Annotated in this window: 11 protein-coding genes and 2 pseudogenes; 6 read left to right on the forward strand and 7 right to left on the reverse strand. The window is 67.1% G+C overall.

Translation table 11 applies throughout. The features are described from left to right. The first annotated feature begins 212 nt into the window (after positions 1–212). The 3 genes and pseudogenes from ON32_RS20450 to ON32_RS20460 all read left to right on the forward strand — a co-directional run bounded on the left by ON32_RS20450 (position 213) and on the right by ON32_RS20460 (position 2344). Complete coding sequence (locus ON32_RS20450; RefSeq protein ID WP_040792551.1) at positions 213–863, forward strand: TetR/AcrR family transcriptional regulator; 651 nt, start codon at positions 213–215, stop codon at positions 861–863. 130 nt (positions 864–993) lie between these two features. Further along, positions 994–1370, forward strand: a pseudogene (locus ON32_RS30265) (SDR family NAD(P)-dependent oxidoreductase); the annotation flags it as partial. Positions 1371–1549: 179 nt separating this feature from the next. Further along, a complete protein-coding gene (locus ON32_RS20460) occupies positions 1550–2344 on the forward strand; it encodes a thioesterase family protein (protein WP_040792552.1) in 795 nt (264 codons plus the stop codon). A gap of 83 nt (positions 2345–2427) precedes the next feature. Here ON32_RS20460 and ON32_RS20465 read toward each other — a convergent pair whose 3' ends face one another. Next, positions 2428–2994 (reverse strand): peptide deformylase, encoded by a 567-nt coding sequence (locus ON32_RS20465; RefSeq protein WP_040792553.1) that lies wholly within the window; start codon positions 2992–2994, stop codon positions 2428–2430. Positions 2995–3039: 45 nt separating this feature from the next. On the opposite strand from ON32_RS20465, the gene ON32_RS20470 reads away from it, so the two are divergent. Then, a complete protein-coding gene (locus ON32_RS20470) occupies positions 3040–3582 on the forward strand; it encodes a PadR family transcriptional regulator (RefSeq protein ID WP_040792554.1) in 543 nt (180 codons plus the stop codon). Positions 3583–3605: 23 nt separating this feature from the next. Here ON32_RS20470 and ON32_RS20475 read toward each other — a convergent pair whose 3' ends face one another. The 6 genes and pseudogenes from ON32_RS20475 to ON32_RS20510 form a co-directional block, all read right to left on the reverse strand. Next, positions 3606–5564: a vWA domain-containing protein gene (locus ON32_RS20475; RefSeq protein ID WP_040792555.1), complete on the reverse strand. Its 1959-nt coding sequence runs from the start codon at positions 5562–5564 to the stop codon at positions 3606–3608. A gap of 20 nt (positions 5565–5584) precedes the next feature. Next, positions 5585–6979, reverse strand: a complete 1395-nt coding sequence (locus ON32_RS20480; protein ID WP_040792556.1) for an ATP-binding protein — start codon at positions 6977–6979, stop codon at positions 5585–5587. Positions 6980–7046: 67 nt separating this feature from the next. Then, entirely contained in the window at positions 7047–7286 is a 240-nt protein-coding gene (locus ON32_RS20485) for an MmcQ/YjbR family DNA-binding protein (RefSeq protein WP_040792557.1), read from the reverse strand. 259 nt (positions 7287–7545) lie between these two features. Further along, positions 7546–9084: an FAD-dependent monooxygenase gene (locus ON32_RS20495; RefSeq protein ID WP_373284334.1), complete on the reverse strand. Its 1539-nt coding sequence runs from the start codon at positions 9082–9084 to the stop codon at positions 7546–7548. Between the two features lie 270 nt (positions 9085–9354). After that, entirely contained in the window at positions 9355–9843 is a 489-nt protein-coding gene (locus tag ON32_RS29030) for a hypothetical protein (RefSeq protein WP_157224262.1), read from the reverse strand. A gap of 246 nt (positions 9844–10089) precedes the next feature. Continuing rightward, positions 10090–10563, reverse strand: a pseudogene (locus tag ON32_RS20510) (XdhC family protein); the annotation flags it as partial. A gap of 487 nt (positions 10564–11050) precedes the next feature. Between ON32_RS20510 and ON32_RS20520 the strand changes: the two are divergent. Then, the gene (locus tag ON32_RS20520; RefSeq protein WP_040792563.1) at positions 11051–11962 is read left to right on the forward strand and encodes a TIGR03564 family F420-dependent LLM class oxidoreductase; all 912 of its coding nucleotides are present in this window, start codon (positions 11051–11053) and stop codon (positions 11960–11962) included. Positions 11963–12113: 151 nt separating this feature from the next. Beyond that, positions 12114–12884, forward strand: coding sequence for an SDR family NAD(P)-dependent oxidoreductase (locus ON32_RS20525; RefSeq protein ID WP_040792564.1), 771 nt, complete (start codon positions 12114–12116; stop codon positions 12882–12884). Positions 12885–12902 lie beyond the last annotated feature (18 nt).

The following is a 12902-nucleotide window of genomic DNA, read 5'->3' on the forward strand; positions in this document are numbered from 1 at the left end:
ATCCCGTCGGGAACGACCCGAGGGTGATATCGGCCATGAGATCGGCTCCCATTCGGTTGTCACCGAGGTTCGGTGTGGTGTTCGTCCGATCGTGGGTGATGCGCAGGGCGTGCTCCTTCATTCGAACGTCGAAGACTGACCGACATAAATTTATGACCAGCATAAAGAAATGTCAAGTATTAATTTGTAGCCAACCTAGATATCCTGTTCGCATGAGCACACACGCCGCCCCGCAGCCCGGATTGCGAGCCCGCAAAAAGCAGCAAACCAGGGAGAACATCTCCCACCACGCCACCCGCCTGTTCCTGGAGCGCGGATTCGACAATGTGACCATCGCCGAGGTCGCAGCCGCCGCCGAGGTTGCCAAGATGACCGTCACCAACTACTTCCCCCGCAAGGAGGACCTCGCGCTCGATCTGCACGAGGAGTTCGTGACCGGACTCGCGCGCACCGTGCGCGAACGCGCCGTGGGCGAATCGGCACTGGCCGCACTGCACCGCGCCTATCGCGCCGGTGTCGCCGCCCACGACCCCGTGATCGGATTCTCCGGCCCGGAGTTCGCCCGCATGATCACCACCAGCCCCGCCTTGACGGCCCGTCTACGGGAGTTCCACGACGAACGGGAACGCGCTCTGGCCGACGCCCTGGCCGAGGCCACCGCCGCCCCCGCCGACGATCTCCACGCCCGAATCGCCGCCGCCCAACTGGCCGGGGTGCATCGGGTGCTGTTCGAGGAGACATTGCGCCGCACGGTGGCGGGTGAATCCGAAGAGATGATCGCCGAAGCGCTGGCGCCGCAGGTGGACGCAGCCTTCGCACACCTCGCGCCGTCCCTGGACGAATACGCGGTGCGCCAGGGATGAGCCACCCCGAAATCCACTGACGAGAAAATCTTTCGGGGCGAACCGAGGCCGTCCGGCACCACGGGCCGATGCACTCGCTTCGATCTCGACCCCCAATGGTCGGACGTATCCGAAGCCGACAGGAGGACAAGTGAGTGGTCGACCAACCGGCAAGACGGCCTTCATCACCGGAGCGGCACGCGATCGAGGACGCGCCCGCACCGTGCGCTCGGCGAGCGAAGGCGCCGATATCATCGCCGTGGACCTGTACGGCCCGCTGCCGCCCCGATCCGCTACGACTCCGCGACACCGGATGATCCAGCCGAAACGGTGCGGCCGGTCGAGGCGACCGGCCGCACGATCATCGAAGACGGGCGCGGGGGTTCCATCGTCCTGATCGGCTCCGCATCCGGAGTCGTCATGCAGCCCTTCATGGTCCACTACACGGCGGGTGAACACGCGATCACCCGAATGGCCCGGGCACTGGCCGGCGAGCGGAGAATCCGGTTCGTCACCGCGAGCAGCGTCTCGGCCGACCTGGGTGACGCGCAGTACCGGCCGTCACCGACGAACCTGCCGCGCACGGTCGAATCGCCTGGCGGTCAACGGTATTCCGCTCCTATACCCCGTCGCGTGTTCATGACGTGCGTATAAGGTGTTGCACTACAACGGGTTCGCCCGATCACTCTCGAAGGAAAGCAACACCGATGGTCGGTTTCTTCACCGCATATGGGGATCTCCTCGTGGCCGAAGAACTCGCGGTGAGTCAGTGGGCGTCGGACCAGCTGGGCGGTCACGCCATCTGCGGGCTCCTGGCCCGCGGACTCGAAACCCATTGCGCGACCGGCTTCATCCCGACACGAATGACCGTGGACCTGTTCCGACCCGTGGCCAACGCGCCACTGCGGGTATGCAGCACGATGGCCCACCGGGATGAGCGGCAGACGATCGCCGATGCCTCCATCGTGCAGAACGGGCAGCCTCGGGTCCGGGCCACGGCGGTCTTCCTCCCTACCGGCGCGATCCCACCGGGGCGGGTCTGGCAACCCGCATCGGATCTGCCCGTACCACCCCGGGGATGTGTTTCGCCGAACGGTTCACCGCCCTTGTTCAAAAGCGGTGATCGAGAGTGGAGCCGCGACTTCGTCACGAATCAGAATGCCGACCGCAAGATCTCCTGGCACAGCCTGCCCCCGCTCGTCACGGGCGAGCCGATCACTCCGTTCCAACGCGCCGCTCTCCTCGGCGACACCACCAACCTCGTCTGCCACTGGGGATCTCGCGGCGCGGGCTATATCAATGTCGATATGACCCTCACCCTGGCCAGGCTGCCCCGCGGATACGAACTGGGGCTGCGCGCCGACCACACCGTCGCCGCGGACGGCATCTCGATCGGCGTCGCCACCCTCTACGACCGCGACAGCGCGGTCGGCACCTGCGTGGTCACCGCCCTGGCCAACCCCCTGCGACAGATCGATTTCACCACCGTATTCGGCTCCTGAGAAACGGACCCACTACCGCGAAACCCTGATCGCCCACCGACGACCCGGTCGTGAACGATGAAGCGTTGCCGCCGTGGACGGTTTCACCGGCCGAAAGGATCACGATCCACTCCGGGTAACCATTGGTTACCGGGCTCGGTCCATCCTCGTCGCTTGACCATCTTGCGCGCATGGCGACGGTTTCGACCGATCAGGCGGTCCAGATAGAGGCGCCCGGCGAGGTGGTCGGTCTCGTGTTGTAGACAGCGGGCGAGGTAACCGGTGCCCTCCACGGACAGCGGGTTTCCCGAACCGTCCACACCGCTCACCCTCGCCCACTCCGCTCGACCGGCGGGATAGCGCTCACCGGGAACCGACAGGCACCCTTCGAGATCGTCGGGGTCGGGCATCGTCTCGGGCAGGGGCGATGTCTCGATCACCGGGTTGATGACGCAACCCCGGGGCCGTCGGCCCGCGTCGACCAGGTCGAACACGAAGATCGCCCGCGGATCGCCGACCTGATTGGCGGCGAGTCCGGCGCCGTGCGCGGCGGTGTTCGTCTCGTAGAGGTCCTCGATGAACGAGGCGAGCTCGTCGTCGAAAACGGTTACCGGGACGGCGGGTGCCGTCAGACGCGGGTCCCCGGCGATGAGTATCGGTCGAATAGCCATACAAAGAGGCTACTCATATTTGAGTACTCTGGTATGACTTGGTAGGTGAATCCCACCCGACTGTTCGTTCTCGGCGCCCTCGCCAAACACGGCCCCATGCACGGTCATCGGATTCGGCGCGACGCGCGACTGGATCGTGCGGAACTCTGGTCCCAGGTGAAGCCGGGATCGCTGTACGGCGCACTGCATCGTCTCGAAGCCGAAGGCCTGATCCGCGCCGTACGCACGGAGCAGGACGGGTCCATGCCGGCCCGGACCGTCTACGAGATCACCCCCGAAGGGGTTCGAGAACTTCGGGCACTTCGAGACGAGGCATTCACCGAATTCGAGCTCAAACCCGACCCGATCGACCTCGCCCTCGCCATGAGCATCGACCTCGACCGCGAGCTGCTACGCGGCTATATCGAAGATCGCATCGCGGTGCTGGTGGCCCGTGAACAGCAATTCGACCACCAACTCGACCGACGCTGGCCCGACCAGAGCGTCGCCGACGATCTGATCGTGGCGCACGCCAAGATGCGCATCCGAGCCGAAATCGACTGGCACAGGAAGGTCCTCGCCGATATCGACGAGCTCGGGACGCGCTGATCGCCGACGATCTATCGTCCGAACTACCGGCGACCCCGGCGGCCGCGCAGGTAGTCGCTGACCACAGCGGCGCCGAGACCGTCCACGTCCGGTGCCACGACCCGGCCGCCGCTGCGCCGGGCGATCAGGTCCACGAAAGCGGCCAATCCGGAGTCCTCGCCGAGCATGAACACCGTGATGGACGCACCGAGTTTGGCCAAGGCGTCGACCTGGGCCATGGTCACCCCCAGGGTGTGTGGATGCGGTGGCCAGTCGAAGTAGGAATCACCGTTCGGTTCGAGGTGGGCCGTGGGCTGGCCGTCGGTGACGACGAGTACGACCGGCACCGCACCGGGATACCGGCGTAGATGCCGCGCGGCCAACAACAGGGCATGGTGCAGATTGGTGCCCTGTTCCCATACCGCGTCCAGAGCGGTCAGCTCGCCGATATCGACCGTTTTGGCAAGTCGACCGAAGGTGATCACGCTCAGTTCGTCGGTGCGGTAACGGGTGCTGATGAGGTGATGCAGGGCGAGGGCGGTGCGTTTCATGGGCACCCAACGGCCGTCCTGAACCATCGACCACGAGGTGTCCACACACAATGCGACGGCCGCCCGAGAACGCTGCTCGGTCTCCACCACCTCGACATCGGAAACATCCAGCGTAACCCGGCGATCACCCGTCGACGCCGACCGCAGCACGGCATTGCGAACGGTTCTCGACACATCCCACGGCTCCGTATCGCCGAATTGCCACGGGCGGGTGGCGCCGGTGGGTTCACCGGCGGCGCCGGCGAGAGCGGTTTCCCGTTGTCCGCGACGGGCACGCAACTGTCCCACGATATCCCGCAGCGCCACCTCACCGAGCCGTCGTAACGCCTTGGGCGTCAGGCGCAGCGAACCGTCGGGGGCGCGCTCGAACAGGCCTTGGTGACGCAGCTCCCGTTCCAATTCGGCCAGTCCGGCCGCGTCCACGCGCGCCTCGTCGCCCAAATGGCGGGCCAGGGCATCCAGATCGATGTCCTCCATGGTGGCGCCCGGATAGGACTGCGCCAATTGTTCGGCGAGCGCGTCCAGTTCGGCGAGATCCTGGAGCGCCTGGGCACCGTCGCCGAGCCCCAGAGGATCCTCGCCCCGGAATCGGCGCGAGGAGGTCCAGTCCTCGCCGGGGCGTAATGCCCGCAGGTTGGCATCCAGCGCGGCGACCTGCTCCGCGATCCGCGGATCACCGAAGGCCTGACCGATCAGCTGGGACAGTTCCGCCCGCTGTTCGGCGGTCATCGAGTTCATCATGCGCTGCGCGGCGGCGGCGCGGGCGGCGAGCGCATCGATCAATTCCTCGATGTCCCGCGGATTCTCCGGAAAGAACTCACCGTGTTCGGCCATGAAATCGGCGAAACGCCGGTCGGTGTCCTCGCCCCGGGCATGCGCGGCGAGGAGGTCGTTCAGATCCGACATCATCCGCCGGATCCGTTCGACATCTTCCGGTGAGGTGTTCTGCAGGGCCTGCTTCATACCCTGGAAGCGGGAATCCAGCAGTTCCCGGCCGAGCAGACCGCGAATCCTGCGATAGTTCTCCCGACCGGTTTCGGAACGCCAGGCGTAGTCGGCGAGTTCGTTGACGGCGGCGGCCGTACTCGACGGCAGGGCATCCAACTGCGCCTCGGCGAATCGGGCATCGTCGGACGGGTCCGGGAACAGGGCCCGGCGTTCGGCGTCCAGCGCTTCGTTCAACAGTTCCCGGACCTGTTGCAGGGTTCCGTCCAAACGGTGCCGACGAGAGATCTCCGCCCGCCGCTGCCACAGCCGGCGGGTCAGATCCTCCAGGCCACGCACCGAACTCGTGCCGCGCCGCAGCAGTTCCTGTAGCGCGGTACGCGGCGAGCTGCCCTCCATCACATCACGTCCGATATGGTCCAACGCCTCCCGCAGGTCGAGCGGGGGCGCCAGCGGATCGGGCCCATCGTGATAGGGGCCGTAGGAGTAGCGATCGGGTGATGTCATCGAATCTTCCGCTCGGGCAATTATTTTCCGTATACCGCGGAGCCGTCGGCGGAGTCCTTGGCGATCTGTCGGGCCAGGTACAGGGACTCGAGGGCGAATTCGACGGCGGCAGCGATTCGGGCGGGTGGGTCGGCGGCATCCACCCCGAGCCGGGCCGCGACCTCGTGCAGGATCGGCAGTTCGGGCAGAGCGGACAGCACCTCCTCACCGGTCACCCGTTCCCCGGTGGTGACCAGACTGCCGTGGGCCACCGCCTCCGCCAACGGCCGAAGGTTCAGACCACCGAGGCGCTCGCGCGCGGTCTCGGAGAACGAACGTCGCAGCAGGTGCACGAGATGTTCCTGTTCCCGCCCCTCCTCGCCGTGCTCGAACTCCAGTTTGCCGCGCAGGACCGGCGCCACGGCCTCCAGGTCGATGGGGCGGGCGACGGCGGGGTGTTCCCCGGTGATCGCCGAGCGGCGACGGGCGGCGGCGGCCACGGTTTCCGCGGCGGCGACCGCGAACCGGGCCGATACACCGGAACGCTGGTCGATGGCGTCCGAGTCGCGCAGATGCCGCACGAACCGGGCGAGTACCTCGATCAGCGGGTCGCCCACCTCCGCCACCAGTTCGGCCTCCTGCCGCACCAACCTCATCTCGGCCTCGACGGTCAGCGGGTAGTGGGTGCGGACCTCGGCGCCGAACCGGTCCTTCAGCGGGGTGATGATCCGGCCGCGGTTGGTGTAATCCTCGGGGTTGGCGGTGGCGACCAGCAGAACATCCAACGGCAGCCGCAGGGTGTAGCCGCGGACCTGGATATCGCGTTCCTCCATCACATTGAGCAACGCCACCTGAATGCGTTCGGCCAGGTCGGGTAGCTCGTTGATGGCGACGATACCGCGGTGGGCGCGCGGCACCAGACCGAAGTGGATGGTTTCCGGGTCGCCGAGACTGCGTCCCTCGGCCACTTTGACCGGGTCGACATCACCGATGAGGTCGCCGACGGAGGTGTCCGGAGTGGCGAGTTTCTCGGCGTAACGTTCGGAGCGGTGCCGCCAGGCCACGGGTAGGGCATCGCCCAGTTCCGCGGCCAGCCGAATACCGGCGGGGCTGATGGGGGCCAAGGGATGCTCCCCCAGTTCGGTGGCCGCGATCACGGGGGTCCACTCGTCGAGCAGGCCCACCAGGGTGCGCAACAACCGGGTTTTGCCCTGGCCGCGTTCGCCCAGCAGGACGATATCGTGGCCCGCGAGCAGCGCGCGTTCCAACTGCGGCAGGACGGTCCGGTCGAAGCCGACGATACCGGGCCACGGGTCCTCGCCGGCCCCGAGCCGGGCCAGCAGATTCTCCCGAATCTCGGTCTTCACGTCACGCGGCAGATATCCCGCCGCACGCAACTCGCCCGCGGTGGTGGGCAGGTGTTCCGGAGCAATCACCCCTTCGACGCTACGACGATCCGGCGATCCCGTCGACAGAAAGTAACGCGCTGGACACACAGTCCGGTCATCCGGCGTCCTCCAGCAGCCGGCGCGGCGCGGCCTGTTGCCACGAGTCGACGACGATCGCTTCCAGTTCGTCCCGGTCCACGATCGGGCAGCGAACCGCCATCGAGGTCTCGTCCTCCGGAAGTGTCAGGAACAGTTTGCCCGCGACCCGGAATGTCGGCATTCCCCAGGTGAACTGTTCGGTCGTCTCCGGTAAGGACAGGGCATAGCTGCGGACATCGTCCCCGGTGGCACTCATACGGCGGATCCTCGCATGCACCACCGACATACCCGAACCTCCGCCATATCCGCTCCACCGACCACGCTGATCGCACACACCGTGGCGGTCATCCGGGCGGACGACACCGGATCGTCGAAAGACGTGGATGTGCCGGTAGATCCGACCGGGCCGTGGTCACCCGAGCAGGCGACGGCCGCACTCGAAACCTTGTCCAATGCGATCGCACCGAAATCGTTGGAGCAGCCGTCGACGTGGTGGCCGCGGTGCCGGGTGCGCCTCAGACCATGGTGGGGGCGCAGCGGCCGGTCCATCGATCGAGCGCCCGCACCCACTCGTTTCCGCCCCGGTCGGCGGCGCTCGGCCCGGCCCAGGCGATATAGCCGTCGGGTCGGATCAGCAGCGCGGGACCGTTGTCGAGCCGTTCGACCTGCCGTAGACCGGCGGTGACGGGTCCGGTGGCCACGGGGCCGCCGTGTTCGCGGGCCAGAACGAACCCGGGGGTGCGCTGCAACTCGGTCAATCGGCCCTCACGGAGCGGCACCTCGGTGGCCCGGGTGCCGACGAGGCGGTGCTGTCCCGCCGAACGCGGATAACGCAGTTCGGTCCCTGCGAAGCTGCCGACCACCCGATCCCGAACAAGGGGAAAGCGCAGGAATGGTGGTACGACGAGATCGCGCAGCGCCCGGGCGATCGGCGGGTGTATCAGGATGCTGCGCATCATCAGTCCGGACTGCCGGATCACCCGTCGGCCGATGGGATGCCGCTCGGCATGGTAGGTATCGAGTACCGCGTCGTCGGCGCCGCCGAGCACGGCGTCGAGCTTCCAGCTCAGGTTCGCGGCGTCCTGGATGCCCGTGTTCATCCCCTGCCCACCCATCGGAGAATGCACATGGGCGGCGTCGCCGGCCAGGAACACCCGTCCCCTGCGGTAGTGCGCGACCTGACGTTCGTCGCAGTGGAACCGAGAGCACCAACCGATGTCGACGACACCGACATCGCGTTTCATGGCCCGAGTGAGCACCTCGACCACCTCGTCGCGGCGCACCGGAACATCGTCGGCGACCTGGTGCCGGCGATCCCAGGTCATCGCCCGGTACCAGGACCCGTGGGCGCCGCGACGGTTGTAGGGCACGAGGAACCCGATATCGCGTGCGGTGCTGCCGAGGACCGGACCGGCGTCGGTGGGACCGTCGGTGAGCTCGACGTCGGCGAGGACGACCGAGGACAATACGGACCGGCCCGGGAACGGCTCGCCCACCAAACGCCGGACCGTGCTGTGGGCGCCGTCGGCACCGACCACATACGAGGCGCGCCACGTGCTGCGTTCACCGGGGTCGGTGGAACCCTTCGGTTGCGCGGTCAAGGTCACGCCGTCACCGTCCTGGGTGAGATCCACGACCTCGACCCCACGGACGACGATGGCGCCCTGGGCCTCGGCATAGCGACCGAGGAGCCGGTCGACATTGTCCTGGGGGGTGACGAGCGCATAGCGGTAACGGGAGCGCAGATGGTCGAGGTCGATACGAGCTCCGCCGAACAGGTTCACCGTCGTCATGGGGTGGCCGAGCGCGAGCAGTTCGTCGGCCGATCCCCGGGCCTCGAGGACCTCCAGTGTCCGGGCCATGGTGACGAATGCCCGGCTGTGCGGGTTGACCTCCGGCCATCGCTCCAGAACGGTCACGGACCGACCGCATCGGGCCAGATCCCCGGCGACGGTCATACCCGTGGGTCCACCGCCCACGACCACGACATCGGCCCGATGTCCCGCGGATGCGCCTCGATCGTTCGACAGCACATCATCCGTCATGGTCCTCACCTCCGGCGCTCGATCGGTCACCGGTGGACGAATTCGACCCTAGCGAGCCCCCGACAGCACGGTCAATCGTGCAACCCGAAACCGGGTCGGGACGCACACTCCCCTCGGCGCCGCCCCGAACCTGTGCGGCGAAGATCGTAGATCACCCGGGGACGTGGACGGGTACCCGGAATTTCGCCTATCTGATCCGCCCGTTCGAGCGATGCTCTCTCCACCCGTGCTCGGCAGACGAGGCGCGATCGTCGCGCCGGCGGTTCGGGACCGGACCGCTCATTTCGGCTCGACGATGAAATAGGTATCCGCTGATCGCTCACTGGCAAGACCGACGGCTTGAACCCGGATCGACCCCCCTTTGTCGTACACACTGTTGTAGCCGTTGGGAATGGTTACCTCTATGCCGAAGGAACCATCGGGGGTAACGGTGGCTTCGCGTAGCACCTCACTGAGAATGGACCCGGGCGCCCAGGTGATCCGCACCCGTTCACCGGGTCTGAAGCCCGTGCCGTGAACGGTGATGCGACTCTCGGGCACACCGCTGTCGGGATCCATGATGATCACGGGTTTGTCGGATGAGGGCTTGACGGACGACGAAACCGTCGTCGAACCGGAGGACGACGGAACTGTCGTCGCTGTGCTCTCCACAGAGACCGGGGCAGCGGTCGAGATGGTGGAAGACGATACGGTCGACGGTGGTGGTGCGCCGGTCGAGTTCGTCGAACACTGCGCGACAGAGGTCAGAATGGTGATGGGAATGGCCACAACCGCCGCGATACCCCCGAGGATCGTCCAACGTTCGACGTTCGAGCGGCCCCCACGTTCGGATCCCCCACTCATTCCACCCCGCCTGTCATTCGATTGATCTCCCTCCGTACCCATCGGCCTCCGATATGATTCGAGCGGCCGTGGTTCGTACACATTGCCACACAATGCCTTTCGCCGGTGTTTGTTCGCCGACTCGTGATCGAAATAATCGATCACACAACCGCCACGGAGAACGGGCAGGACTCAGCGCCGCGCGGCGTCCGATGACAGCCGCCGCATCGCCGATGGAACAGTCTCGTCGTCGATTTCGTGGCCTCCCGGACGAATCGGGCGACGGGTCGCCGACAGGGGGCGGGCGGATCCTCCGCATCGCACGGCGACGATTTCCGCGCCGATGGCGACGGCGGTTTCCTCCGGACTCCGCCCGCCCAGTTCCAGGCCGATCGGCAAATGCAGCCGGGCGAGTTCCGTTTCGGTGAGCCCGACCTGCCGCAGTCGGGCGCGGCGTTCACGGTCGACCCGACGTGCTCCCATTGCCCCGACGTAGGCGACGGGCAACCGCAAGGCGTCGGTGAGGACGGGAATATCGAATTTCGGATCGTGGGTGAGTACACAGATCACCGTGCGGGCATCGACCGGGGTGCTCCGTAGGTATCGATGCGGCCAGTCGACGACCACCTCGTCCGCGTCGGGAGCGCGGTCGCGGTCGGCGAAGACCGCGCAGGCGCGCTGCCGCGGACACCGATCACCGTGGCGAGCGTGTATCAGACGTATTCAGCGTGCCGACGCAAGAGGTGCGTCGCAAGTTCGCGCATGGTCGACTCTCTCGGTAGGGCGGCCGCATCCGGTCCCGAGCACCGACGCCCTCGACACCGCTACCGAGACCCCTGCCGCGGCGGAACCCGCTCCCGAGGTGTCCGCGACGCGGCCCCGGCGACCCGCCGAACCGATCGACCGTTGCGGGCTGCCGGGGTCGGCGACGATCGCAGGATCGTCGTGGTGGTCGGCGGGCTGCTGCCGGCGCTCGTGGCGTTCCTCGCCCTCCGTCGCCGCCGTTGATCGTTTCGTTCGATTTCGGTACCGCCTTCGGCACGTACCCGGCGCGACCACGGTGTGGTCGCGCCGGGTACGTGAGGCGGGCTCCACACCGCGCGTAGGCTCGACACGATCATGGTGTCCCGCCGACGACGTTAGGAGCTTCGCCGTGCGAATCGGCATCCTGCTCACCGAGCCCTCCGGCCCCGACGGCCTACACCGGTTGACCGACGAACTGCAACGCACCGCCGACGAGGGTTTCGACTCGGCCTGGCTGTCGCATATCTTCGGCGCCGATGCCCTCACCGCGCTCGCCGTCGCCGGCAGCCGGGTGCCGGGAATCGAACTCGGCACCTCCGTGGTCCCTACCTACCCCCGGCACCCGGGCGCCCTCGCCCAGCAGGCGCGCACCACCGCGCTCGCGGTCGGCCCCGGTCGGCTCACGCTCGGGATCGGGCTGTCGCATCGGGTCGTCATCGAGAACATGTTCGGCTACGACTTCGAGCGCCCGGCCCGGTATATGAAGGAGTACCTGTCGATCCTCATCCCCCTGCTCGAGGGTGAGCAGGTGTCGTATTCGGGTGAGACCCTCCGCGCCGAGCTGGCGCTCACCGTGGGAAACGAGGACCGGATTCCGGTGCTCGTGGCGGCGCTGGGCCCCCGGTTGTTGAAACTGGCCGGTCGTCGCACCGCCGGCACCGTGCTGTGGATGACCGGCCCGGCCACCATTCGCGACCATATCGCGCCGACGATCACCGCGGCCGCCGCCGATGCGGACCGACCCGCCCCACGGGTGGTGTGCTCGCTTCCGGTGCTGGTCACCGACGATCCCGATGAGGCGCGGGAGAAGGCCGCGAAAACCTTCGCGGTCTACGGGACGCTGCCCTCGTACCGGGCCATGATGGATCGGGAGGGAGTGGACGGTCCCGCGGATCTGGCGATCATCGGTTCGGAGGAACAGGTGTCCGCGCGCATCCGAGACATCTTCGACGCGGGCGCCACCGAATTCGTCGGGGCCGTATTCGACGGCGGCGCAGCGGCGGCCCGTACCCGGAAACTGCTCACCGATTTGCGGTCGTGAGCCGACCACCCAGCGGGACGGTGACAGTTACTGCTGGTACAACTGGCAACAGTCGTAGAACACGATGCGCTGACGCGGCTCCCACCGGTACGGGCCGGGTGGGACCCGCGGCCGGGTCGACGAGGACCCGTGGAACGAGAGGCTGATCGGCGTGGACAAGAGCGCCCTACAGAAATTGTTCGACCTGAGCGGACGGACCGCGATCATCACCGGGGGCACTCGGGGGATCGGGCGGACACTCGCGGAGGCCTTCGCCGCCGCGGGGGCGACGGTGGTGGTGGCGAGTCGCAATGCCGAAGCCTGCCGCGAAACCGAGACGCAACTGCGGGAATCGGGCGCCGAGGCCCTCGGTGTCGCAACCCACCTCGGGCGTGTCGAGGAGTTGCAGACGCTGGTGGACACCACCGTCGACCGGTTCGGTGGTATCGATATCGTGGTCAACAATGCGGCCAACGCGCTCGCCCAACAGCTGGGCAAGATGACTCCCGAGGCCTTCGACAAATCGTTCGGGGTCAATGTGCGGGGGCCGTTGTTCCTGGTACAGGCCGCACTGCCGCAGCTACGGGCCAGTGCCCACGCCGCCGTCCTGAACTTCGTCTCGGTGGCGGCATTCCAATTCGCTCCCGCTCTGTCCCTGTACGCGGCCGGTAAGGCCGCGCTGGTATCGCTCACCCGGTCCATGGCCGCCCAGTACGCCGACGACGGGATCCGCGTCAACGCGATGGCCCCAGGACCGGTGGACACCGATATGGTGCGCAAGAATCCGCCGGAGTTCATTGCCGCGATGGCCGAGCAGACCCTGCTGCGTCGGATCGCGAAACCCGAGGAGATGGTCGGCGCCGCGCTGTTGCTGTGCTCGGACGCGGGCAGTTACATCACCGGGCAGACGTTCCTGGTCGACGGTGGCGCCGTCGCCCGCTGATCCGTCACCGCTTCCGGG

The sequence above is a fragment of the Nocardia paucivorans NBRC 100373 genome (genome assembly GCF_000308675.1).
In the GTDB taxonomy this organism is placed as follows: Bacteria; Actinomycetota; Actinomycetes; order Mycobacteriales; family Mycobacteriaceae; genus Nocardia; species Nocardia paucivorans.

Bases quoted from the DNA above. Each gene is read 5' to 3' on its own strand.
- ON32_RS20450 (WP_040792551.1), top strand. From the start codon at position 213: ATGAGCACACACGCCGCCCCGCAGCCCGGATTGCGAGCCCGCAAAAAG.
- ON32_RS20475 (WP_040792555.1), bottom strand. From the start codon at position 5,564: ATGACATCACCCGATCGCTACTCCTACGGCCCCTATCACGATGGGCCC.
- ON32_RS20465 (WP_040792553.1), bottom strand. From the start codon at position 2,994: ATGGCTATTCGACCGATACTCATCGCCGGGGACCCGCGTCTGACGGCA.
- ON32_RS20460 (WP_040792552.1), top strand. From the start codon at position 1,550: ATGGTCGGTTTCTTCACCGCATATGGGGATCTCCTCGTGGCCGAAGAA.
- ON32_RS20485 (WP_040792557.1), bottom strand. From the start codon at position 7,286: ATGAGTGCCACCGGGGACGATGTCCGCAGCTATGCCCTGTCCTTACCG.